This window comes from Naasia aerilata, from assembly GCF_030296595.1.
GTDB classification, from domain to species: domain Bacteria; phylum Actinomycetota; class Actinomycetes; order Actinomycetales; family Microbacteriaceae; genus Naasia; species Naasia aerilata.
Genome location: NZ_AP027731.1, coordinates 2,488,524 through 2,511,524 on the forward strand (window position 1 = coordinate 2,488,524; position 23,001 = coordinate 2,511,524).

The 23,001-nt window shown below is 71.0% G+C and carries 18 protein-coding genes and 6 pseudogenes; 16 read left to right on the forward strand and 8 right to left on the reverse strand.

Going from position 1 to position 23,001, the window contains the following annotated elements; genetic code table 11:
* Window positions 1-53 precede the first annotated feature (53 nt).
* The 5 genes from QUE51_RS13020 to QUE51_RS13040 all read left to right on the forward strand — a co-directional run bounded on the left by QUE51_RS13020 (window position 54) and on the right by QUE51_RS13040 (window position 3,174).
* Window positions 54-1,154, forward strand: coding sequence for a sulfatase-like hydrolase/transferase (locus QUE51_RS13020; protein ID WP_286276792.1), 1,101 nt, complete (start codon window positions 54-56; stop codon window positions 1,152-1,154).
* Window positions 1,058-1,519: a sulfatase/phosphatase domain-containing protein gene (locus tag QUE51_RS13025; protein WP_350226660.1), complete on the forward strand. Its 462-nt coding sequence runs from the start codon at window positions 1,058-1,060 to the stop codon at window positions 1,517-1,519. The genes QUE51_RS13020 and QUE51_RS13025 overlap by 97 nt, the downstream gene beginning before the upstream one ends.
* A 25-nt stretch (window positions 1,520-1,544) precedes the next feature.
* Window positions 1,545-2,129 (forward strand): GNAT family N-acetyltransferase, encoded by a 585-nt coding sequence (locus tag QUE51_RS13030; protein ID WP_286276794.1) that lies wholly within the window; start codon window positions 1,545-1,547, stop codon window positions 2,127-2,129.
* Between the two features lie 281 nt (window positions 2,130-2,410).
* Window positions 2,411-2,737 (forward strand): META domain-containing protein, encoded by a 327-nt coding sequence (locus QUE51_RS13035; RefSeq protein ID WP_286279383.1) that lies wholly within the window; start codon window positions 2,411-2,413, stop codon window positions 2,735-2,737.
* Between the two features lie 158 nt (window positions 2,738-2,895).
* Window positions 2,896-3,174, forward strand: a complete 279-nt coding sequence (locus QUE51_RS13040; protein WP_286276795.1) for a hypothetical protein — start codon at window positions 2,896-2,898, stop codon at window positions 3,172-3,174.
* Window positions 3,175-3,296: 122 nt separating this feature from the next.
* Here QUE51_RS13040 and QUE51_RS13045 read toward each other — a convergent pair whose 3' ends face one another.
* Window positions 3,297-3,788, reverse strand: a complete 492-nt coding sequence (locus QUE51_RS13045; RefSeq protein WP_286276796.1) for a hypothetical protein — start codon at window positions 3,786-3,788, stop codon at window positions 3,297-3,299.
* A gap of 264 nt (window positions 3,789-4,052) precedes the next feature.
* The gene (gene glnA, locus QUE51_RS13050; protein WP_286276798.1) at window positions 4,053-5,489 is read right to left on the reverse strand and encodes a type I glutamate--ammonia ligase; all 1,437 of its coding nucleotides are present in this window, start codon (window positions 5,487-5,489) and stop codon (window positions 4,053-4,055) included.
* 132 nt (window positions 5,490-5,621) lie between these two features.
* Between glnA and QUE51_RS13055 the strand changes: the two genes are divergently transcribed.
* Window positions 5,622-6,029 carry an RDD family protein gene (locus QUE51_RS13055; RefSeq protein ID WP_286276800.1) on the forward strand — a complete coding sequence of 136 codons (408 nt, stop codon included), beginning with the start codon at window positions 5,622-5,624 and terminating at the stop codon, window positions 6,027-6,029.
* A gap of 14 nt (window positions 6,030-6,043) precedes the next feature.
* Here the strand turns inward: QUE51_RS13055 and QUE51_RS13060 are convergent, their stop codons facing one another.
* Entirely contained in the window at window positions 6,044-6,457 is a 414-nt protein-coding gene (locus QUE51_RS13060) for a DnaJ domain-containing protein (protein ID WP_286276801.1), read from the reverse strand.
* 5 nt (window positions 6,458-6,462) lie between these two features.
* Window positions 6,463-7,167: a DUF4191 domain-containing protein gene (locus QUE51_RS13065; protein WP_286276802.1), complete on the reverse strand. Its 705-nt coding sequence runs from the start codon at window positions 7,165-7,167 to the stop codon at window positions 6,463-6,465.
* Between the two features lie 138 nt (window positions 7,168-7,305).
* Between QUE51_RS13065 and QUE51_RS13070 the strand changes: the two genes are divergently transcribed.
* Window positions 7,306-8,760 carry a serine/threonine-protein kinase gene (locus QUE51_RS13070; protein ID WP_286276803.1) on the forward strand — a complete coding sequence of 485 codons (1,455 nt, stop codon included), beginning with the start codon at window positions 7,306-7,308 and terminating at the stop codon, window positions 8,758-8,760.
* Here QUE51_RS13070 and sucB read toward each other — a convergent pair.
* From sucB to QUE51_RS13085, 3 pseudogenes are all read right to left on the reverse strand, one after another.
* Window positions 8,658-10,452 (reverse strand): annotated as a pseudogene (gene sucB, locus QUE51_RS13075) (2-oxoglutarate dehydrogenase, E2 component, dihydrolipoamide succinyltransferase). The gene QUE51_RS13070 and the pseudogene sucB sit on opposite strands and share 103 nt — an antisense overlap.
* A 60-nt stretch (window positions 10,453-10,512) precedes the next feature.
* Window positions 10,513-11,884, reverse strand: a pseudogene (gene lpdA, locus QUE51_RS13080) (dihydrolipoyl dehydrogenase).
* A 98-nt stretch (window positions 11,885-11,982) separates the two neighbouring features.
* A pseudogene (locus QUE51_RS13085) lies at window positions 11,983-13,466 on the reverse strand (leucyl aminopeptidase); the annotation flags it as partial.
* A gap of 114 nt (window positions 13,467-13,580) precedes the next feature.
* Between QUE51_RS13085 and QUE51_RS13090 the strand changes: the two are divergent.
* The 4 genes and pseudogenes from QUE51_RS13090 to QUE51_RS13105 form a co-directional block, all read left to right on the forward strand.
* Window positions 13,581-13,766, forward strand: a pseudogene (locus QUE51_RS13090) (ArsR/SmtB family transcription factor); the annotation flags it as partial.
* 202 nt (window positions 13,767-13,968) lie between these two features.
* The gene (locus QUE51_RS13095; protein WP_286276804.1) at window positions 13,969-14,439 is read left to right on the forward strand and encodes an SRPBCC family protein; all 471 of its coding nucleotides are present in this window, start codon (window positions 13,969-13,971) and stop codon (window positions 14,437-14,439) included.
* Window positions 14,436-15,266: an alpha/beta fold hydrolase gene (locus tag QUE51_RS13100; protein ID WP_286279385.1), complete on the forward strand. Its 831-nt coding sequence runs from the start codon at window positions 14,436-14,438 to the stop codon at window positions 15,264-15,266. The genes QUE51_RS13095 and QUE51_RS13100 overlap by 4 nt, the downstream gene beginning before the upstream one ends.
* An 81-nt stretch (window positions 15,267-15,347) precedes the next feature.
* Window positions 15,348-16,267 (forward strand): annotated as a pseudogene (locus QUE51_RS13105) (proteasome assembly chaperone family protein).
* A 27-nt stretch (window positions 16,268-16,294) separates the two neighbouring features.
* On the opposite strand, the gene QUE51_RS13110 reads toward QUE51_RS13105, so the two are convergent.
* Window positions 16,295-17,164, reverse strand: coding sequence for an SDR family NAD(P)-dependent oxidoreductase (locus QUE51_RS13110; protein WP_286276805.1), 870 nt, complete (start codon window positions 17,162-17,164; stop codon window positions 16,295-16,297).
* A gap of 113 nt (window positions 17,165-17,277) precedes the next feature.
* On the opposite strand from QUE51_RS13110, the gene QUE51_RS13115 reads away from it, so the two are divergent.
* The 5 genes and pseudogenes from QUE51_RS13115 (at window position 17,278) to QUE51_RS13135 (ending at window position 22,963) form a co-directional block, all read left to right on the forward strand.
* Complete coding sequence (locus tag QUE51_RS13115; RefSeq protein ID WP_286276807.1) at window positions 17,278-18,651, forward strand: MFS transporter; 1,374 nt, start codon at window positions 17,278-17,280, stop codon at window positions 18,649-18,651.
* Between the two features lie 149 nt (window positions 18,652-18,800).
* A pseudogene (locus QUE51_RS13120) lies at window positions 18,801-20,209 on the forward strand (RNA polymerase sigma factor).
* 314 nt (window positions 20,210-20,523) lie between these two features.
* The gene (locus tag QUE51_RS13125; RefSeq protein ID WP_286276808.1) at window positions 20,524-20,970 is read left to right on the forward strand and encodes a hypothetical protein; all 447 of its coding nucleotides are present in this window, start codon (window positions 20,524-20,526) and stop codon (window positions 20,968-20,970) included.
* Window positions 20,971-21,110: 140 nt separating this feature from the next.
* Entirely contained in the window at window positions 21,111-22,256 is a 1,146-nt protein-coding gene (locus QUE51_RS13130) for a MurT ligase domain-containing protein (protein ID WP_286276809.1), read from the forward strand.
* Window positions 22,253-22,963 (forward strand): type 1 glutamine amidotransferase, encoded by a 711-nt coding sequence (locus tag QUE51_RS13135; RefSeq protein ID WP_286276810.1) that lies wholly within the window; start codon window positions 22,253-22,255, stop codon window positions 22,961-22,963. Before QUE51_RS13130 ends, QUE51_RS13135 begins: the two co-directional genes overlap by 4 nt.
* Window positions 22,964-23,001: the final 38 nt, after the last annotated feature.

Here is a 23,001-nt window from a genome sequence, read left to right on the forward strand (position 1 = left end):
TAGAACGGGGAGGGATCGTTCCCAGGTCCCGCTGAGCCGAAGGTGGTGCGCCGGTGCCGACGGGGGACGAGCCCAACATCCTGGTGATCTTGGCCGACCAGGTGGTGCCCTTCCTGACCTCTCCCTACGGCGATCCGGTCGCGCAGACGCCGAACCTCCAGCGCCTCGCCGACGAGGGCGTCCGCTTCGATGCCGCGTACACGCCCGTGCCGCTGTGCTCGCCCGCCCGGGCGGCGCTCCTCGCCGGACGGGACGCCTCCGCGATCGACTGCTTCGACAACGCCTCGGTGATGCCGTCCGACGTCCCCACGCTCGGCCACTACCTGACCAACGAGGGCTACGACACCGTGCTCACCGGGAAGATGCACTTCGTCGGCCCGGATCAGCTGCACGGGTTCCGGCATCGCCTCACCACCGACGTGTTCCCGGCGGGCGTCGACTGGGTGCCCGTGGTCGACCAAGACGGGCGCTTCCCGGCCGGCGGGCACGCGCGGCACTACGCGGATCCCGACCCGGGCGTCCGGACGTGGACCCAGTTCCTGGACTTCGACGAGGAGACCCAGTTCCGCGCGCTCCAGTACCTCCGGGAGCGCGGCCGGCTGCGCCCCGCGGAGCCCTTCGGGATGGTCGTGTCGTTCCACCACCCGCACGACCCGTTCCACGTGCTGCAGGAGTACTGGGACCTCTACGAGGGCGCGGACATCCCGGTGTCGTCCTGGCCCGAGGGGATCGCCCAGTCGGAGCTGGACCGCTGGGCCAACGAGGCGCATGACACCGCCGGCTACGACCTCCGCGACCCCGAGTCGCTCCGCCACCTCCGCCGCGCCTACTACGCCGCCCTCAGCTACGTGGACCGGAAGGTCGGCGAGCTGCTGGCCGCCCTCGAGGCCTCCGGGGAGCTCGACCGGACGGCCATCGTGTTCACGAGCGACCACGGCGACATGATGACCGAGCGCGGGATGGTGCAGAAGCGCACCTTCTACGAGTGGTCGGCGCGCGTGCCCCTGACCATCACCTTCCCCGGAGGCCGGTCCGGGGAACGGCCGTGGCGACGCCGGTGTCCCTCATCGACCTGCTGCCGACGGTGCTCGACCTGTTGGGCGTGCCCGACGCTCGTCGCGCCGATCTGGACGGCCGCAGCCTGCTGCCGGTGATCGCGGGGGAGGGCGCCGACGAGCCGGTGTTCTCCGAGTACCACCTCGAGAAGGTGTGGGCGCCCTGCTTCATGATCCGGCGCGGGCGGTGGAAGTACGTCTACGTGCACGGCCACGATCGGCAGCTGTTCGACCTGCAGGAGGATCCGAACGAGTGGACCGACCTGTCCGGCCGCCCGGAGCACGCGGCGATCGAGGCGGAGCTGCACGCGCTCCTGCTCGACCGCTTCGATCCCGAGGCGCTGGCTGCGAGGGGCGCGGCGAGCATCCCGCGCCGCGTGATCGTGGCGGAGGCGATGCGCCGCAACGACACGCACTGGGACTACACGCCGGTCTTCGACGGCACCCACCGGTACGTCCGCTGACAGCCGCGTCTCCTAGCCTGGACCCATGACGACCGCGGAGATCACCATCCGGCCCATCCACGACGTCCCGCAGGAGGATGTCGACGCGGTGTTCGGCACCCGCGGCGATCCGGCCGGCTGCTGGTGCCAGTTCTTCAAGCTGACGAACGCGCAGTGGGATGCCCGCACGCGGGATGACCGGCGCGACCTGCTCTGCGAGCAGGCCCGGGTCGCTCCCGGGCCCGGCCTCGTCGCCTACCGGGACGGGGAGCCGGCCGGCTGGGTGGCGGTCGAGCCCCGCGTGGTCTACCCTCGCCTCCGCCGGGCCAGGGTGACGGCCGAGCTCCGCCCCGAGTTCGACGACCCGACGGTGTGGGCGATCACCTGCTTCGTGGTGCCGGTCGGCCACCGCAACCAGGGCGTCGCCGGAGCGCTGGCGTCGGCGGCCGTGGAGCATGCCCGGGCGCACGGCGCCGCCTCGGTCGAGGGGTACCCCGTGGACACCGACGAGAATCCGCGACTGTCGGCTGCCGACCGCTACCACGGCACCGTGCGCCTGTTCGAGCGCGCGGGCCTGACCGTCGTCAGCCGGCCGGCCCCGGCGCGAGCGATCATGCGCCTCACCTTCTGACGACCCCGCTCTCGCCTTCCCCGCTTCGTCCTGAACTCCTGCTCCCGTGCGCGGATCAGGAGATCTGCGCCGATCAGGAACACGGAACGTTTTCGCGCACCGATCAGGACGGCGCGCCGTCTCGTTCGGCGGCTTTCCTGATCGGCGCGCGCGCGACGTAAGGTTCCAGTCGGAAACGGAGGACGGATGCGGCGGGTTCTGGGCGCGACAGGCGCCGTCCTGGTCGTCGCCCTCCTTGCCGGCTGCGCCCCGGGACTGCCTGCCCGCGGCCCGGGGAGGAGCTGGTCGGGGACTGGCGCCTCACGGCGGCATCCGACCGCCGCGGCTTCATGGACCTGACGGACGCCGACATCACCCTGTCGATCGCCGAGGAGGCGACGACGGGTGCGGGTCCGTGCAACACCGTGGACCTCGAGGTGGACGGGGGACCGGGTGCCGTGGCCGTGACGATCGGCACCCTGACCGAACGCGCCTGCGCCGACGAGAACCTCATCGGCGTCGAGGGCCGCTACATCACCGTGCTGTCGAACGTCGTGTTCGCCGAGGCGGGCGACACGACACTGGTGTTGCGCGGACGCAGCGGCAAGCTCACCTACGCGCGGCAGTAGCCGCGAGGTGGCAGAAGCTGCTGCTACCTCGGCGCGGAAGGAGCAACAGCTGCCACCTCGTGGGCGCCGGCTCGCGCACGCGCCCGCGAAATCCCTTCTGCTCGGCACCCCTGTCAATCCCCAGACGCCCCCACGCCCGCGCCCCCTAACGTGGGCGTATGAGCAATCCCATCACCACCACAGCAGCCCCGATCAGCGAGCACCACACCGTCACCCGGACCCGGGAGACGAAGCCCTCGTTCAAGACGAGCGAGTTCTACGTGTGGCTCCTCGTGTCCCTCGCGATCCTGATCGCCTCCGCCGTCGTGGACAACGGCGACGACGGCTCCGGCTTCGGCGCGAGCTCGGCCTGGTTCTACATCGCGCTCGTGACGGTCGGCTACCTCGTGAGCCGCGGCCTCGCCAAGGCCGGCAGCCGCAGCGACGACAGCCGCTGAGCTAGAGCTTCACGAAAGGGCCGCGGCGATCGCCGCGGCCCTTTCGCGTCTCTGTGACCTGTCCGCTTCGGCTGCTTTTCCGGCCGGATCCTCGATAGAAGTGGGCACGTCGCGAAAGCGCATTAGGCCGATGCAGGCTCCTGAAGCCGCTCGCGCAATTCTCGAAGGTGACTGGGCAGCGCGGCCAGTTCGAATGTCCCCTGGTCGGTCTCCAGATCGACGATTGTCAGCTGCGGATTGAGGCTCCACCACTGACGCGGCCGGGGATGCCGCCCCGAATCCTCCCCGAGCGAGAGCACGTGGAGTTCCAGCTTCTTTCCCGTGGGAATGCGCACCTGCCAGAAATAGCGCTCCAGACGCAGGCGTCCGTCGCCGATGTCGGTGAGGCGCGCATGGTGCCACTTGTCGCCCGACGAGCGGACGGCCACCTCGATGCGGTCTCCGACCAGGCGCTTGCCGAGCAGCAGTCCCGCGGCGATCGCGAGGACCATGATCACGAGGACCACGGCGAGGATCGGCCACGCGATCGCCCCGCCGCCACCGGTCCGGTCTAGGGTCGGCACGACGAACACCGCGACCAGGACGATCGCCAGAAGAGGTCCGACCAGCAGCATTCCGATTCGGAATGTCTGTTCGCGGGCAGGGGTGCGATTGCGGGGCATTGTGTCCTCGGGCTTTGGGAATGCGGATTGGAATCCTAGCGCCGAATCACACGCGGATAACAACCGCATATCTGCAACAATCGCCCGACAATCGAAGGGTGAGGTGGCACTAATTGCTGTTTCCTGAGGCGGGAAAGAGCAACCGGTGTGCCACCTCGGCAGAAAGAAAGGGCCGCGATCCGAAGATCGCGGCCCTTTCCGTCGGGTCGTGCGGGATCAGACGCCGAAGTACAGCTCGTACTCGAAGGGGTGGGGACGAGCCGCGAGGGGCTTGATCTCCTTCTCGCGCTTGTACTCGATCCAGGTCGAGATGAGGTCCTCGGTGAAGACGCCACCGGCGGTGAGGAACTCGTGGTCGGCCTCGAGAGCGTCCAGCACGGCGTCGAGCGAGCCCGGCACCTGCGGGATCAGCTTCGCCTCCTCCGGCGGGAGCTCGTAGAGGTCCTTGTCGACCGGCTCGTGCGGCTCGATGCGGTTCTTGATGCCGTCGAGGCCCGCCATGAGCTGCGCGGCGAACGCGAGGTACGGGTTGCCGGAGGCGTCGGGCGCGCGGAACTCGATGCGCTTGGCCTTCGGGTTGGTGCCCGTGATCGGGATGCGGATGGCAGCGGACCGGTTGCCGGCCGAGTAGACCAGGTTCACGGGGGCCTCGTAGCCGGGCACCAGGCGGTGGTAGCTGTTCGTCGTCGGGTTGGTGAACGCGAGGATCGACGCCGCGTGCTTGAGGATGCCGCCGATGTACCAGCGCGCGAGGTCCGAGAGCCCGCCGTAGCCGGCCTCGTCGTAGAACAGCGGCTTGCCGTCGCTCCAGAGCGACTGGTGCGTGTGCATGCCCGAGCCGTTGTCGCCGAAGATCGGCTTCGGCATGAACGTGGCGGTCTTGCCCCACAGGTTCGCGGTGTTCTTGACGATGTACTTGAACTTCAGGATGTCGTCCGCGGCGTGGACCATCGTGTCGAACTTGTAGTTGATCTCGCCCTGGCCGGCGGTGCCGACCTCGTGGTGGCTGCGCTCGACCTCGAGGCCGACGTCGATCAGCTTGAGGACGATGTCGTCGCGCAGGTCGGCGTGCTGGTCGACGGGGCTCACCGGGAAGTAGCCGCCCTTGAAGGGGGTCTTGTTGGCGAGGTTGCCGCCCTCCTCCTCGCGACCGCTGTTCCAGGCGGCCTCGTCGGAGTCGACCTTGTAGAAGCTGTGGCCCTGCGTGACCTCGTAGCGGACGTCGTCGAAGATGTAGAACTCGGCCTCGGGGGCGAAGAACGCGGTGTCCGCGATGCCGGTGGAGGCCAGGTACTTCTCGGCCTTGTGCGCCACCTGGCGGGGGTCCTTCGAGTAGATCTCGCCGTTACGCGGGTTGTAGATGTCGAAGACCATGATCAGGGTCCGCTCGCTGCGGAACGGGTCGAGGTAGGCCGTCGAGATGTCCGGGATGAGCTGCATGTCGGACTCGTGGATGTTCGCGAAGCCGCGGATCGAGGAGCCGTCGAACAGCTGGCCGACCGAGAAGAAGTCCTCGTCGACCGTCGCGGCCGGGATGTTGAAGTGCTGCTGCACGCCCGGCAGGTCGGTGAAGCGGATGTCGAGGAACTTGACGTCAGTGTCCTTGATGAACTTGATCACCTCGGAGGAGTCACTGAATTTGGGGTGCGACATGTATCTAGGAGCTCCAAACAGCGTGTGGGTCGGGCTGAGACAACAGCCGGGACCGACCCTAGGCGGACGCAGTTTCGCGTCAGTGACGGGATTGTTTCGAGGGTGTTACGCCGGCGCGGCTAGGCTTTCGGGGTGCCCGACGCTCCCGCCTCGCCTGCGGGCCGGTGGCCCGGCGACCGCCTCGGGCGACAACAGAGCGGACCCGGCTCGATCGCCCGTCCGGGCGTGCGCATCGCCGCCATCGCGGTGGATTTCGCGCTCTGCTTCGCCATCTACACCGCCTTCTTCTACGGCAGCTCCTGGGCGAGCCTTGCGATCTTCGTCGTCGAGCAGGTGCTCTTCCTCGTCGCATTCGGGGGCAGCATCGGCCACCTGATCTTCCGGATGCGGGTCGTGACCCTGCAGAACCGCTGGGCGGGCGTCTGGCGCCCGGTGCTGCGGACGGTGCTGCTGGCGCTGCTGATCCCGGCCGTCATCTGGGACGCGGATCAGCGCGGCCTGCACGACGTCTTCGCCGGCACGGTGCTCGTCCGGGTCTGACCGCGTCCCGCGCGTCAGGGACCGGAGGCCGGGACCTCGATGGTGCCGCCGCGGAGGTTGTCCACCGTCTCCATCCGGAAGCCGTCCTGGATGGTGACGGTCACGACGACGATGATCGCGAGGATCAGGAACACCAGGAAGGTGCTCCACGGGTTCCGCATGGGGCGGTGCGGCAGGCGGGTGCCGCTCGCCGGGACCGGCACATCCACGAAGCGGGTCTCGACCACGGGAGAGGTCGCCAGCAGCACGTCGCGGGCCTCCCGGAGCTCCGCGAAGCGGATGCCCGCGCTGTGCCGCTCCTCGTCGGTGGCCTCGGTGAGGAGGTCCGGGTGGTTCAGGCGCGCCTGGCGCGTGAACGCGTGCTGGATCTCGGTGACCGGAGCATCGGTCGCCACGCCGAGCAGCTGTGCGGCGTCGGCGGGGGACATGGGCGTCAGCGCATCCTCTGGGGGCGGACCTTCAGGGGGTCGACGCCCTTCGGGATGGGGAGCTTGTTGCCCGCGAGGGAGCTGAGCCGGTTGCTGACCGCGACCACCTCGGCCTTGCTCAGGGTGCTCTTGAACTTGCCGAGCCGCCGGTTGATGTCGTGCAGCTTCGTCGACTCCTTGTCGGGGCCGACCTGCAGCGAGTTGACCGGGACGTTCGGCAGAATGCGGGCGATCTTGCGCTTCTCGTCCTCGAGCATCCGGCTGGTGCGCGTCTTCGGGCCCTCGGCGATGAGCACGACACCGGGGCGGCCCACGGCGCGGTAGACGGCGTCCTGCGTCTTCGGGTTGACGGCGACGGGCATCTCGCTGCCGCGCCAGCCGCGCTTGAGCGAGCTGCGCAGGACCGCGCCGACCGCCCCCGCCTGGCCCTCGATCTGCGCGTAGGCGGCCCGCTCGGCGCGCCGGCCCAGAACGACGAGGAAGAGGAGGAGGCCGAGCAGGAGCCCGGAGATGACCCAGAGGATGATCGAGAAGACGTTGCCGTCGGACAGGACGATGCCGAGGACGATGCCGACCACGAGGGGCACGAGCACCGCGGCGAGCATCCACCAGATGGCCTGCTTGTCCAGGCGGCGGGTCATCTGGAAGACCTGCCAGAGCTGCTTCACGCGGCCCGGCTCTTTCGGGGTGGGGCGGGTCTCTCGGGCCATGCCCACAGGATACCGCTCGGGCCGACACCGGTCTGGCGTGTCCGCACCCGCCTCCCTCCCCGGCGCACGCCCTCGGCGAAATCGCACAGATCGGCGGACGCGGCTGACGCATCCGCCGCTTCGGGGGAGAGTCGGGGCGTGGAACGAGGGGGATACCGGCAGATTCGGGTGCTGTCGGCGGGTGCGGGGGAGGAGGTGCTGCTCTGCCGCCGGGCGGCCGACGAATCGGCCGAGCCGGTGGTGGTCCGGCTGATGGATGAGGAGTCCGCGGATGCCGCCCTCGCGGTCGCCGGTGCCGTCTCCTCCCCGCACCTGGCCCCGCTCCTCGATCTGTTCGACGCGCGCGATGGGCGCTTCGGTCTCGTCTACCCCCGGCTCTCCTCATGGTCCCTGGCCGACCTGCTGGCCCGGCGCACGTCCTTGAGCGCCGGGGAGGCGGTGACGATCCTCGTGTCCGTCGCGCGAGGGGTCGACGCGCTCCATGAGCGGGACCTCAGCCATGGCGCCCTGCGGCCGACGGGCGTCCTGTTCGACGACGCCGGAACGCCCGCGCTCGTCCGGCTCTCCGCTTCCCGGCCGCTCACGCCCGCAACCGCGCTGGTCGATCGTCGAGCCCTGGCCGCCCTGGCGGCGGTCGTGCTCGAGCGGGTGACGGAAGGCGGCGCGCTGGCCGCGGAATTGACCCAGTCCCCGGAGGGCCTCGCTCCGAAGAGGATGCAGGAGAGGCTGTTCGCTCTCGCTGAGCCTCGGCCGATCGACTACCCGCGGTCGGCCTCGACGCTCACGATCGAGCAGCTCTTGCCCTCCCGAGCCACCCCGCCGGAAACGCAGCCACCCGCGTCTCCGGCGGGGTGGCTGTCCGGCTCGGTGCCGTCCGGGTTGGCCGGCAGAGGCCGGCGCCTGGTCGCGGCGCTCCGCACGGTACGGCGGCGAGTGTGGGTCCCTGCCCTCGTCGCGGCGGGGTGCCTCGTGCTCGCGCTGCTGATCGTGCCCGGCGAGGCGTCCTCCGCGGCGGGTGAGCCGCGCCCGGCGCCCTCGGGAGCGCCTTCTCCGCGCGCGGCCACGGAAGCGCCGCAGTTCGCCGCACCCGACCGGTCCGCCCTGCAGGCCGACGATCCGCTCACCGCGGCACGGGTGCTGGCGGCGGCGAGGGACTCCTGCCTGGAGTCCGGCGGCGGGGAGTGTGCGGGAGCGGTCGACCAGCCCGGCTCGGCACTCCTCGAGGCCGACGCCGCGGGCCGGGGACCGGAGCCGCCCACCCTGCCCGCTCCCGAGGGGAGGCGTTCGTTCAGCGCACCGGCGACGCGGCGATCGTCGAGCAGGGCGCCGTCACCCTGCTGCTCGTGCGCGCCGACGGCGAGTGGCGCATCCGCGACGTCTTCGACAGCGAGCCGTCGTGATCGCGGCGTGCGCCGTCGGCGCGGAGGGGAGGCCCGAGACGCCAAAGCGGCCCACTGGAGGTCGGCGGGCCGCTTCGTCGGCAGTGCGGATCAGAGGCCGAGCTGGCCCTCGAATGCGCCCTCTTCCAGGCGGTTCTTCACCTGGACGAGGAAGCGGGCGGCGTCGGCGCCGTCGACGATGCGGTGGTCGTAGCTCAGGGCCAGGTACACCATGGAGCGGATCGCGATCGCCTCCGAGACGCCGTCGTTGACGACCACGGGCCGCTTGACGACGATGCCCGTGCCGAGGATCGCCACCTGAGGGAGGAACACCAGCGGGGTGTCGAACAGGGCGCCGCGCGAGCCGGTGTTCGTCACCGTGAAGGTTCCGCCCGCGAGCTCGTCCGGCTTCAGCTTGTTGTTGCGCGTGCGCCCGGCGAGGTCGGCGATCTGGCCGGCGAGGCCCGCGATGTCGAGCGAGCCGGCGTCGCGCACCACGGGGGTGAGCAGGCCGCGCTCGGTGTCGACCGCGATGCTGATGTTCTCGGTGTCCGGGTAGACGATCGAGTCGCCGTCCACGGTCGCGTTGATGATCGGGTACGTCTTCAGCGCCTCGGCGGCGGCGAGGGTGAAGAAGGGCAGGAAGGACAGCTTCGTGCCGGTCTTCTCGAGGAACTGGTTCTTCACCCGGTCGCGGAGCTGAGCGAGACGCGTGACGTCCACCTCGACCACGGTCGTGAGCTGCGCGCTCGACTGCATCGAGACGACGGCGCGCTCGGCCACCACCTTGCGCAGGCGCGACATCTTCACGGTGGTGCCGCGCAGCGGCGACACCTCGACCTCCTGAGGAGCTGCCGGTGCGGCGGGCTCCGCCGGTCGACACGGCAGGCGCGCCCTTCTGCTCGGCGGCGGCGAGGACGTCCTCCTTGCGGATCCGCCCGCCGACGCCCGAGCCGGAGAGGGAGGCGAGGTCGACCCCGCGCTCGTGCGCGAGCTTGCGGACGATCGGCGTGATGTAGGCGCTGCCGTCGGCGGCGAGCTCCTGCTCGATCGTCGCGGCGGCCGGGTCCACCGCCTGGTGGTCGGGGGCGGGCTGGGCCGGCGCCTGCTGGCTGCTGGTCTCCGGCACGGGGGCCGGCGACGGCGGCGTCTGACCCTGGCCTGCAGTCGCCTCCTGGCCCGGCTCGACCTCGCGGGAGGTCACAGCGTCGTCCGCGAGCGAGCCCTGAGGCGCCTGGCCGGCCTCGGGAGCGGGCTGCCCCCACGACTCGGTCTGCGGCGGCTGCTGGCCGGCGGGGGACGAGCCCTCCGCGGGGGCCGACTGCGCGGGCGTCGCGGCCTGCGGCGCCGGCTCGAGGGTCGGCTGCTGCGGCGCCGCGGCGGGCGCTGCCGGCTGTTCGGGCGCGGCCTGGGCGGGCTGCACCTGCGCGGGCGCGGTCTGCGCGGCGGCCGGCTGCTGCTGAGGCGTGGGCGCCTCCTGGGGCGCAGGGGCCTGCTGCTGAGGCGCGGGCGCCTCCTGGGCCGGGGCGGGCTGCTGCTGGGGCGCGGGCGCCTCCTGGGTGGGGGCGGGCTGCGGGGCAGCCTGCTCCTCCGCAACGGACTGCGTCGCCTGTGCGGTGTTGTTGGCCTCCTGCTCGGGCAGCGGGGTGGCCTCGCCGCCATCGCCGGCACCGGAGCCGATCCGCACCAGGGGCGTGCCCACGTCGACGGTCTCGTCCTCCTGGACGAGGATCTCCTCGATCACGCCGCCGACCGGAGACGGGATCTCGGTGTCGACCTTGTCCGTCGACACCTCGAGCAGGGGCTCGTCAACCTCGACGCGGTCCCCGACACTCTTCAGCCAACGGGTCACCGTTCCCTCCGTGACACTCTCTCCGAGTGCGGGGAGGTTGACGGACTCGCTCATTCGGTTGTCTCCTTCAGAAACTGCAATGTGATCGGAAGTCTGGGCAGCGGCTCTGCGGCTCTACAGAGCGTGCAGCGGCTTGCCCGCGAGAGCGAGGAAGGCCTCACCCATCGCCTCGTACTGGGTCGGGTGGGCGTGGATCAGGGGGCGATGTCCTCGGGGTACGCCTCCCAGTTGACCGCGAGCTGCGCCTCGCCGATCAGCTCGCCGACGCGGGAGCCGATGGCGCTCACGCCGATGATCGGGCCGTCCTTGACGCGCACGACCTTGATCGAGCCCGAGGTGCCGATGATCTCGCTGCGGGCGTTGCCGGCCAGCGAGTAGTCGTAGGTCGCGACCTTCTCCGCGCCGAACTTCTCGATGGCGCGTGCCTCGGAGTAGCCGATCGAGGCGACCTCCGGGTCGGAGTAGGTGATCTTCGGGATGTTGATGTCCTCGATGACGACGGGCTTCAGCCCGGCGATCTCCTCGGCCACGAAGATGCCCTGCTGGAAGCTGCGGTGCGCGAGCTGCAGGCCGGGGACGATGTCGCCGATCGCGTAGACGTTCGGCACGCTCGTAGCCAGGCGCTCGTTGGTGAGCACGAAGCCGCGGTCCATGCGGATGCCGGCCTCCTCGAACCCGAGGTTCGCCGTGGCGGGCCCGCGGCCGACGGCGACGAGCAGCAGCTCCGCCTCGACCGTTCTGCCGTTCTCGAGGGTCACGACGACGCCGGCGTCGCTCTGGGTGACGCTCTGGAAGCGCACGCCGAGCGAGTACTCGATGCCGCGCTTGCGGAAGGCGCGCTCGAGGGCCTTGCTGATGACCTCCTCCTCGTTGGGAACGAGGTGGGGCAGCGCTTCGATGATGGTGACGTCGGCGCCGAAGGAGCGCCAGACGCTCGCGAACTCCACCCCGATGACGCCGCCGCCGAGCACGGCGACCTTCTTCGGCACGAACTGGAGGCCGAGCGCCTGCTCGGACGTGATGACGCGTCCGCCGAGCTCCAGGCCCGGGAGGCTGCGGGAGTAGGAGCCGGTCGCGAGGACCAGGTTCTTGCCCCTGTAGGTGTCCTCGCCGACCTGCACCGTGGTGCCGCCGACGACGCGTCCCTCGCCGGCGATCGTGGTGACGCCGCGCGCCTTGACGAGCGACTGCAGGCCCTTGTACTTCTTCGCGACGATGTTCTCGCGGTAGCTGGTGACGGCGGCGATGTCGACGCCCTCGAAGGTCGACTTGATGCCGAACTGCTCGGAGTCGCGCGTGGCGTCCGCGACCTCGGCCGCGTGCAGGAGCGCCTTGGTCGGGATGCAGCCGCGGTGGAGGCAGGTGCCGCCGACCTTGTCCTTCTCGATCATCGCCACGGTCATGCCGAGCTCGGCAGCCCGCAGGGCGGTGGCGTAGCCTCCGCTTCCCCGCCCAGGACGACGATGTCAAAGTTCTGTTCAGCCACTCGTATGCTCCTCGGGGTCGTGCGGAGGCAGGCCGGGATCGTGTCCCGACCGCCCTGTCCACCTTAGTACGGCGGCCGGGGCGGACCCGGGGGTCAGGGGCGCTCGCGAAGCCCTCGGCGAACGCGAGAAGTGCCCGCACGGTGACCCCGGTGGGACCCCCGCCGGTGAAGCCGAACGGGCTTCCGCCGTTGTTGGCCGCGCCGGCGATGTCGAGGTGCGCCCACGGGATCGAGGTGCCGTCGGGGCGCTTCCCGATGAAGTCCTTGAGGAACACCGCGGCGAGCAGCATCCCGGCCGCGGTGTTGCCCGGCTTCGCGTTCGCGATGTCCGCGATGTCGGAGTTGAGGACGGCGCGGAGCTCGCCGGGCAGAGGCATCCGCCACACCAGCTCGTCGGTCGCCTCAGCCGCCGCGAGGAGGCGGTTCACCGGCTCATCGTCGCCCATGACCGCGACGTAGCGGGTGCCGAGTGCGACGGTCGCCGCGCCCGTGAGGGTCGCGACGTCGACGATGGCGTCGGGCTGCTCCTCGCCCGCGGCGACGAGGCCGTCCGCGAGCACGAGCCGGCCCTCGGCGTCGGTGTTGAGCACCTCGACGGTCTTCCCGCCGCGGATGGTGAGCACGTCGTTCGGCCGGGCGGCGCTGCCCGACGGCATGTTCTCCGCGATGCACAGCCACGCCGTGACCCGCACGGGCAGTTCGAGCCGGGCGGCGGCGAGTGTGACGGCCAGCACGGTGGCGGCGCCCGTCATGTCGTACTTCATGCCCACCATCGAGGCGGCGGGCTTCAGGGAGAGGCCGCCGCTGTCGAAGGTGATCCCCTTGCCGACCAGAGCAACGTGCGCCGACGCGCCCTCGGGCGCCCAGGAGACCTTGACGAGCCGCGGCGGGCGGATCGAGCCCTTTCCCACCCCGAGGATGCCGCCGAACCCGTCGCGCTCCAGCGCCTCGGCGTCCCACTCGGTGAACTCGACGTCGAGGCCCTCCGCCAGCGCGTGCGCGCGCTCGGCGAGCGTCTCCGGGTAGAGGTCCGACGGGGGAGCGTTGACGAGATCCCGGACGGAGGCGACCGCCCCGGCCGTCGCCTGGGCACGGGCGACGAGCGCGTCTGCGTCGACGGTCTCGGCGACGACCGCGACCTCCGAAGCCGGGGCCTTGTCGGGGGAGAGTGAGGCCACCCGGTAGTCGTCGTAGGAGTAGGCCCCGAGCGCCGCGCCTTCGAGCACGGCGAGGACCGCTGCGTCGTCGGCGACGGGCAGCGCGAAGGCGATGCTGGACACTCCGCGCAGCTGGCGCGTCACCGAGCCCGCCGCGTAGCGGAGAGCGTCCGGGGTGACGTCCCCGGAGCCGAGCCCGACGAGCGCGACGCTCTTGGCGCCGATGCCGGGGAAGGGCAGTCGGACGAGCTGGTCGCGCCGCCCGGTCACCCCGATGTCGCCCAGGCTGTCGGCGAGCGCCTCGAAGCCCGCGACCGGGTGCAGCTGCGGCTCCTCGCCCCCTGGCTCACGCCCAGGACGAGGACGTCGGCGGCGGTCTCGGCCGCGGAGGAGGAGGAGGTCAGGCGCAGCGAGGGCAGTGGCATCCGGCCAGCCTAACGAGAGCGGAGGAGCGCTCCGGAGGGCGGCCGGATCGCCTCTGGCGGCGAGAACGCAGCGGTGGCATACTTCAGAACCTGACGGTTATGAAGGGAGTCCCGATGTCGAGCACCGCCGCCGATCGCCTGGACGACGTCTTCGCCGCGCTCTCGGATCCCACCCGCCGCGCCATCCTGCAGCGCCTCACACTGGGCGACGCGACCGTCGCCGAACTTGCGCAGCCCTTCGACATGAGCCAGCCGGCCGTCTCGAAGCATCTCAAGGTGCTGGAGCGCGCGGGCCTGATCAGCCGGAGCTCGGTCGCCACGGCCCGGTACAGCCATCTGGAGGCCGAGCCCCTCCGGGAAGCGAGCGCCTACGTGGAGCGCTACCGGCGGTTCTGGACCGAGAGCTTCGACCGCCTCGACATCGCCCTCGCCGAGTTCCTGGCGGAGCCACCGAACCCCCGACCGATCGAGCTGAGACCGACCCCGACAAGAGAGACGACTGATGACGGACACTTCCCCCGCGGTCACCGACCGCGACGTCTACATCACGCGGGCGTTCGCCGCCCCGCGCGACGTGGTGTGGCGCTTCTTCACCGAGCCGGAGCTGATCTCCCGCTGGTTCGGCCCTCGCGACTTCCGAGTGCCGGCCGAGACGGTCAAGGTCGAGCCGGAGGTGGGCGGCGCCTACGCCCTCACCATGGTCGGGATCGAGGACGGCGAGCTCGCTCCCATGGCGGGGATCATCACCGCCTTCGACCCGCCCGAGTACCTCGAGGTCAGGCTGGGCGCGCACTCCCGGGACGTCGACCTCGACAACGTGGTCCTGCGCATCCGCTTCGCCGACCACGGCGACCGCACGCGCGTGACTCTCCACCAGGGGCCCTTCGACGCCGTCGACCGCGACCTCACCGCCGAGGGCTGGGAGCAGTCGTTCGAGGGGATCGACGCGATCCTGGAAGGAGCCGGCCGATGAGCCGCAACGTCGCCGCACCCGCGCCCGTCGTCCACGAGACGCGCAGCGCCGACGGCACCGTCATCGCCTACGAGAAGGTGGGCTCGGGTCCCGCGCTCGTCCTGGTCGACGGCGCGATGTGCGCGCGCGACTTCGGGCCCGCCCGGGACGTCGCGAAGGAGCTGCAGGATCGCTACACCGTCTACTTCTACGACCGCAGGGGCCGTGGGGCGAGCGGGGACGCCCTGCCCTATGCGCCCGAGCGGGAGTACGAGGATCTGGCAGCGGTGATCGCCGCGACGGGCGAGACCCCGTACGTCATGGGCCAGTCCTCGGGAGCCGGGCTCGCGCTGCGCGCCGCGGCGGCCGGGGTGCCGATGCGGGCGCTGGCGACCTATGAGGCGCCGTTCGTGGGCCTCCGTCCGGGCAAGGGCGGCCGGCCGAAGAACTACCTGGCCGATCTCGAGGCCCTGATCGCGAGCGGCAAGCGCGGTCAGGCGGCCGGCTACTTCATGGTCGACATGGTCGGCGCGCCGAAGTTCGTCCCGATCATGATGCGGATGATGCCGAAGGTCTGGCGCCATCTCGAGACGATCGCCCCGACCATCGTCTACGACGCGAAGGTGATGTGGCCGTTCGAGGTCCCCGTCGAGGAGCTCGCCCGGGTCTCGGTTCCGACGCTCGCCCTCGCCGGGAGCAAGGGCAAGCCCGAGATGCTGGCGGCTCAGGAGAAGGTCGCGCAGGCGGTGCCCGGCAGCCGGCACGGAGTCCTCGCCGGCCAGACGCATCAGGTCTCGGCGAAGGTCCTCGCCCCGGCGCTCGACCAGTTCTTCCGCTCGGTGCCCTAGGTCCGCCCGGCCGGTGGACGGTTCGCTCTCGGCGTCCGTCCACCGGCCGTTCGGCCGGGACGCGGCGAATACGATGAGGGCATGCGGAATCCGGAGGAGCTCTACGAGCTGACGCCGGCGGCGGACGACGTGCCGTTCGGCCTCGACCTGGTCGCCGGGCTGACCGGATTCGCCGACGCGGGGGCCGCGGTCACCCAGCTGGGCCGGTACCTCGTCGACACCATCGAGACCACCGAGATCGCGGTCTTCGACAACGACGCGCTGCTCGACTACCGCGCTCGCCGGCCCACGATCCTCTTCGACCAGGACCACCTCGCCGAGTACTCGCCGCCGCGTCTCGTGCTCTCGCTGGCCAAGGACGAGCTCGGCAAGTCGTTCCTCCTCCTCACCGGCTACGAGCCGGACTTCCAGTGGCACCGGTTCGCCGACGCCCTGCTCGGGCTGATGGAGCGGTTCGGCGTGAGCGCCACGACGTGGGTGCACGCGATCCCGATGCCGGTGCCGCATACCCGCCCGATGAAGGTCACGGTCAGCGGGACCCGGTCCGACCTCGTCGAGTCGATGTCCGCCTGGCGTCCGCGCACCCAGGCGCCGGCGAACCTGCTGCACCTTCTCGAGTACCGGCTCGCGGAGGCGGGGAGCCCGTGACCGGGTTCGTCCTGCTGGTTCCGCACTACCTCTCCGACACGGAGTTCCCGCTCGCGGCTGTGGCCGCGCTGGAGAGCGTGAGCGCAGCGACCGGGCTCATCTTCCCGACCGACCGCCTTCGCGAGGAGGGCCGGGAGTTCGTCGGCAAGATCGACGAGCAGGTCACCACGAGCGAGGAGCTCGCGCGGCTCGTGCACACGCTCGAAGAGCGCCACGACGCCTACATGGAGGGCAACCCGCTGTCGTCTCCGCTCACCGACGAGTACGGCGCGGTGCCGAGCGCCGACGAGATCGCCGCGGAGCTGGAGAAGTTCCTCGCCACGCGTCGCCCCTCCGACGAGGACCAGGACTAGCCGCCAGTCCGGGTCCGGCCGATCCGGCTACCAGGGGACTCGGGTCAGCTGTCCCGAGAGCCGCCACAGGCGCGTCGCCGCGGCCTCCTCGTTGCGGATCCTCAGCGCGGGCACGATCGCGGGAGGACCGGCCGTCCGGGTCGGACCTCCGGGCGCGATGAGCTCGCCGCCCGTGAGCGTGGGATCCAGGACCGCCATCACGTTCGGTCCGGCGCCCGCGGCGTGGTCCTGCGCGATGGCCCGTGCGGGCAGCCGGACGGGGGAGCGGAGGCGCTCGGGGGACATCGCGTAACCCGGATGCGTCGCGATGGACACGATGTCGAGCCCCTCGTCGACCGACTTGCGGTGCAGGGCGTGCGCGAAGAGGAGATTCGCCCGCTTGCTCGCCGCGTACGCGCGGAAGGGGCGGTAGCCGTGGTCGAACCGGAGATCGTGGAAGAGCAGGTGGCCCCAGCGTGCCGCGATCGACGTGACGGTGATCACGCGCGCGCGGACGCCGGCGAAGGGCAGCAGAAGCCCGGTGAGCGCGAAGTGCGCGAGGTGGTTGACGCCGAGGTGCATCTCGAAGCCGTCGGCGGTCAGTCGCCGCGTCGGCTCGAGCATGACGCCCGCGTTGGCGATCAGCGCGCGCCAGGGCGCGAAGTGCTCGGCGTACGAGGCGGCGAACTCGCGCACGGAGGCCAGCGAGGAGAGGTCGAGGGGCAGGATGCCGACCCGGGCGTCGCCGTCCAGGGCGAGGATCTCGTCCCGCACCGCCTCCCCGCGTTCGGCGTTCCGGACACCGAGGACGAGCGGCACCTGCCGAGCGGCGAGCTGCAGGGCCGTGGCGCGGCCCACACCGGACGTTCCGCCGGTGAGGACCACGGGCGACGCGGCACTGTGCGGGGCTCGGATCACCGGTCGATCGTAGCCGGGGGCGCCGGCGCATCGGCCGGACGTCCTGGGGCGGTGCCCGGGCGCGGGGACGCCCCAGCGGCGAGCGGGCGCAGGGGCGTGGGTAACCTGGGGGAGTGAACTCCCGTCGCTCCTGGATCATCTTCGGCGTCGGTGTCTTCGCCTATCTCGTCGCCATCACGCAGCGCTCCAGCCTCGGCGTGGCCGCGGTCGAGGCGAGTGATCGGTTCCATTCGGCCGCCGCCGCGCTGTCGACGCTCGGGGTGCTGCAGCTCGTCGTCTACGCCCTGCTCCAGGTGCCCGTCGGCGTCCTCATCGACCGGATCGGACCGCGGCCCCTCCTCATCGCCGGCACGATCCTGATGACGGGCGGCCAGATCGTCGTGGCCATCGCACCGACGCTCGAGGTCGCCGTGCTCGGGCGGATCCTCGTGGGCGCGGGAGATGCGACCGTGTTCACGTCGGTCCTGCGCCTCACGAACACCTGGTTCACCGGCGCTCGCGTGCCGCAGCTCAACCAATGGATGGGCAACCTGGGCCAGTTCGGGCAGGTCATCTCCGCGATCCCGTTCGCCGCGGTGCTGCACACCTCGGGCTGGACGCCGGCCTTCCTGAGCGCGGCCGCGCTCGCGCTCCTCGCCGCCGTGCTCTGCATCGCGCTGGTCTCCAACGGCCGAGGGATCTCGCCGCAGGCGGAGAGCGTCGCCTCACTTCGGGAGGCGCTCGCGCAGCTCGGCGCAAGCCTCAAGCGGCCGGGCACCCAGCTCGGATTCTGGGCGCACTACGTCACCCAGTCGCCCGGCGTCGTCTTCGCGCTGATGTGGGGGTACCCCTTCATGGTGTTCGGAGTCGGGCTCGAGCCGGCCTTCGCCTCCACGATGCTCACGGTCATGGTGCTCACCGGCCTCGTGGTCGGCCCGTTCCTCGGTCTCCTCACGGTCCGGCATCCGATGCGGCGGTCGAACCTCGCCCTCACCGTCGTGGTGCTCATGGCCGTCGTGTGGGGCGCGGTGCTGCTGTGGCCGGCGCCGATCCCCGCGTGGCTCATCGTGGTCCTCGCGATAGCGCTCGGCATCGGCGGCCCGGCATCGCAGATCGGCTTCGACTTCGCCCGCACGTTCAATCCGCCGCGGCGCCTGGGCTCCGCGAACGGCGTCGTCAACGTGGGCGGCTTCACGGCGAGCTTCACGAGCATGCTCCTCATCGGCCTGGTCCTGGATGCGCGGAGCGGGGAGGGGATAGCGCCTCCCTCTATTCGCTCGACTCGTTCCGGGTCGCGGAGCTCGTGCAGATCCCTGTCGTCGGCATCGGGGTGGTCGGTCTGCTGCTCGCGCGGCGCAAGACGCGGCGCCTGCTGGCCGAGGAGGAGGGAATACAGGTGGGCCCTCTGTGGGTTGCATTGGCGAGGGCATGGGGACGGCGGAACGCGCGACGCTCCGCAAAGGGACAGGCGTGATCCGCACGCCAGTACGCGTGCAATAATTGGATAGGACCCGTTCAACTCCTGGGAGGACGGTAGCGCACTCAGCGCCGCCGGCCGGAGGACTTGACATGGGTCCAAGTGTTGCCCGCACCACGCTGAATGCGTCCTCCCGAGCTGTCCGCCCTCAGTACCGACAACGGTAGGAAAGGTGTACCGATGACTTCCCGTAAAGCTTCGGCCGTGCTGGCCGATCCCGCGGAGGCAGACGTCCTGACCGACTCTGCACCCGCCACGAGCAAGGCTGCGCCCAAGAGCGCCGCCACCAAGGCTGCGCCCAAGCGCGCCGCCGCCCCGAAGGCCGCCGCCAAGACCCGCGCCCCGAAGGCCGCCGCCAAGGCGACCGCTCCGGCCGCGGATGACACCGACGCCGACCTCGACGACTCGACCGACGTCGACGCGGACCTCGACGCCGTCGAGCCCGCCCCCGAGGCGATCGCCGAGGACGTCCCCGAGGTGGCCGACACCGACGACACCGAGGCGGACGCCGAGGAGCCGGAGGCCGCCGAGGACACCGACGACTCCGACGACTCGGAGGACGGCGAGACCAAGGCTCCCGCCGCGGCCGCCGAGAAGGAGATCCCGCAGGACGCGATCGTCCTCTCCTCGTCGACGACGACGACGAGGTGCCGGTCTACTCCACGCAGATCACAGGCGCGACTGCCGACCCGGTCAAGGACTACCTGAAGCAGATCGGCAAGGTCCCCCTGCTGAACGCGGCCGAAGAGGTCGAGCTCGCCATGCGGATCGAGGCCGGCCTGTTCGCCGAGGACAAGCTCGCCAACGAAGAGGCGACCATGTCGAAGGAGCTCATCCGCGAGCTCAAGTGGGTCGCGAAGGACGGGCAGCGCGCGAAGAGCCACCTGCTCGGTGCGAACCTCCGCCTCGTCGTCTCGCTCGCGAAGCGCTACACCGGTCGCGGCATGCAGTTCCTGGACCTCATTCAGGAGGGCAACCTGGGCCTCATCCGTGCGGTCGAGAAGTTCGACTACACGAAGGGCTTCAAGTTCTCCACCTACGCGACGTGGTGGATCCGCCAGGCGATCACGCGCGCCATGGCCGACCAGGCCCGCACCATCCGCATCCCGGTGCACATGGTCGAGGTCATCAACAAGCTGGCCCGCGTGCAGCGGCAGATGCTGCAGGACCTGGGCCGGGAGCCCACGCCCGAGGAGCTCAGCCGCGAGCTGGACATGACGCCCGAGAAGGTGGTCGAGGTCCAGAAGTACGGCCGCGAGCCCATCTCGCTGCACACGCCCCTCGGCGAGGACGGCGACAGCGAGTTCGGTGACCTCATCGAGGACACCGAGGCGGTTGTCCCGGCCGACGCGGTGGGCTTCACGATGCTGCAGAAGCAGCTGGAGAGCCTCCTTGACTCCCTGTCGGAGCGCGAGGCGGGCGTCATCCGGATGCGCTTCGGCCTCGGCGACGGCATGCCGAAGACGCTCGACCAGATCGGCGACACGTTCGGCGTGACCCGCGAGCGGATCCGCCAGATCGAGAGCAAGACGATGGCGAAGCTGCGCCACCCGTCCCGCTCGCAGTCGCTCCGCGACTACCTCGAGTGAGTTCGGACTAGTCCACGGCGAAGGGCCGGTGCCTCAGGGCGCCGGCCCTTCGTTGTCTCCCGGGCGTCGTCCCCGGGGGTGCGTGGGTGCGGCGCTCTGGGTCCGTCCCATTTGCGCGGATCAGGAGATCTCACGCGGATCAGGACGATCGGGTGATTTCGCGCGCGGATCAGGAAGACACGCCGTCTCGCGGAGCTGTTCGCCTGATCCGCGTGCGCGAGGTCATCGCTCTCGAGGTCCTCCCCAACCGGGGCCGTCGCCGGTTCTCGACAGCAGGCGATCCGCTGTCGGAGGGTAGGGCGACCCTGCCGCGCATGACGACACCGACTCCCACCATCGACAGCATCCTGAGTGCCTTCTTCCGCGAGCGGAGGAAGGGCGTGAGCGGGCCGCGACACGGGGACATCACCCGCGTCGAGACCTCCCTGCGCGATTTCGCCGAGTTCTTCGGCCCGAGCCGGCTGTGCGCCCACCATCAGTCGGTGCTCGGCCGCGAGCGCCGGGCCGGACGGAGGAATCCGGTGGCGCACCTGCTGCGGGCCGACGCGCTCCTCGACATCCTCGCCGCGTTCGTGGCGCTCTCCGTGCCCGTCGAAGAGCAGCGCCGGCGGCTCCAGCTCCAACTGGTCGCCGCGCTCCTGTCCTCGCTGCTGGAGCGCCGGCTCGTCGACGGGGCCGACGTCGCCTACCTCTTCCAGCTCCGCCGGCAGGTTCGGCGGATGGAGGCGGGACTGCCGGCGCGACGCGAGACTCAGCCCTGAGCGTGGCCCGTCTGGAAGACTGGAGCGGTGACGTCTCGACCGGCCGGAATCCACTGGGCCCCGGCGGTCCTCCTCGGGCGCGCGACGCGGGTGGCGGCGCGACTGCGTAAGCGCGGGGAGGGTCCGCGGTTCCCGGACTCGTGGTGAACAAGGTGGCTCCCGGGTTCCTCGGCAGCGTGCTGTCGCACTTCCCGGAGGGGCTCGTGGTCGTGTCCGGGTCGTCCGGCAAGTCCACGACGACGAAGATGCTGGTCACGATCCTCGAGGCCCACGGCAAGCGGATCTTCACGAATCCGTCGACGGCCAACATCAGCCAGGGCCTCACCAGCGCTCTGCTCGAGCGCGCGTCGCTGACCGGCCGGATCGACGCCGACCTGGCCGTGCTCGAGATGGACGAGGGACACGGGGCGCTCCTCTCACCGCAGTTCCAAGCGCGGATGGTCGTGCTCACCAACGTGATGACCGATCAGATCGACCGCTTCCATGACACCCGGAAGGTGCTGGCGATGCTCGACACCATCGCCTCTCGAGCGAGCGAGCGGCTGGTATTGAACGGCGACGACGCGCTGCTCGACTCCCTGGCCGCCGACGTGAACGACGCGGTCGCCCGCTTCGGGGTCTCGTCCGAGGTGTTCGCCGCCCTGCCGCGCGGCCTCGGCTACGCCGCCACCACCGACGCCCGCGACACCGCGGGCACCCTCGTCACCGGCGTCGCCGGGCGCAGCGCGACGATCCGGTGGGACGGCGCCGACCATGAGGTCACCCTGCCCGCGCGCGGGGTCCACTACGCCGTGGATGCCGCGGCGGCGATCGCGGCGGCCCGCGAGCTGCTCGGCACCTCGTTCGATCCGGCCGTGGCGGTCGCCGCCGTCTCCGCGATGCCCGCGGTGTTCGGCCGTGGTGAGGTCGTCACGGTGCGCGGGAAGCAGGTCGAGTTCGTGCTCGTGCAGAACCCGGCCAGCTTCCAGCTCAATGTGGACGAGCTCGAGGAGGGCCTCGATCAGGTCCTCGTCGCCATGGGCTCGGACGTCGCCGACCCGTCCTACTTCTGGCCGGTCGACGCGTCCCGGATCGGACGCGCGCGCATCGTGTCCGGCTCGAAGGCGAACGAGCTGGCGCTCCAGCTGATCTACCAGGGGGTCCAGGTGGACGACATCGAGCCGAACCTGCCGGCAGCGCTGGATCGCTTCCTCGCGCTGCCGGAGCCGGCGTCCGGGATCAAGACCATCGTGTTCACCGCGGACTCGATGCGCCGCACCCGCACCCACCTGGGGCTCGCCGAATGAGCGCGCTCCGCATCCTGCAGCTCTTCCCGGAGCTCACGAACGTGAACGGCGACGCCGAGAACGCGCTCGTCCTGGCCCGCCGGCTGCAGTGGGCGGGCATCGACGCCGAGGTGGTTCCCCTGGCAGCGGGCGACCCGGTGCCGACAGCTGCGCCCGCAGCGGTTTTCCTCGGCTCGGGCACCGACTCCTCCCTCGTCCGGACGCTAGCAGCGCTCGACGGGATCCGGGGCGCGCTGTCCGAGTGGCTGGCCGCCGATATCCCGCTCCTCGCGGTCGGTACCGGGCTCGAGCTGCTCGGGCGGCGCATCGACCTGCCCGAGGGGCCGCTCGAGGGCCTCGGGATGGTGCCGGGGGAGGCCTCCTTCCTGCCGGCCAGGGTCGCCGGCGATCTCGTCGTCGACTCGGTGTGGGGCCGCCTTCTCGGGTACGAGAACCACGGCCGCGGGTTCGCCCTCGACTCCGGGGTGACGCCGCTGGGCCGCGTCGCCGCCGGCACGGGCAACGGGGACGGCGCGGACGGCGTGGCCCTCGGCTCCCTTTACGGCACCCACCTCCACGGGCCGGTGCTCGCCCGGAACCCGGCGATGGCCATGGCCTTCGTGGCCGCGGCCGCACCCGGCACGGGCGTCGACGCCTACGCGCGCGGCCGGGCGGATGGCGTCGCAGACGCCATCAACGCCGCTACGCTTCGGCGGCTCCAGCTCTGACCGAGGGTGGGCGACTCCGTGCTCTTGTGCCGACGCGT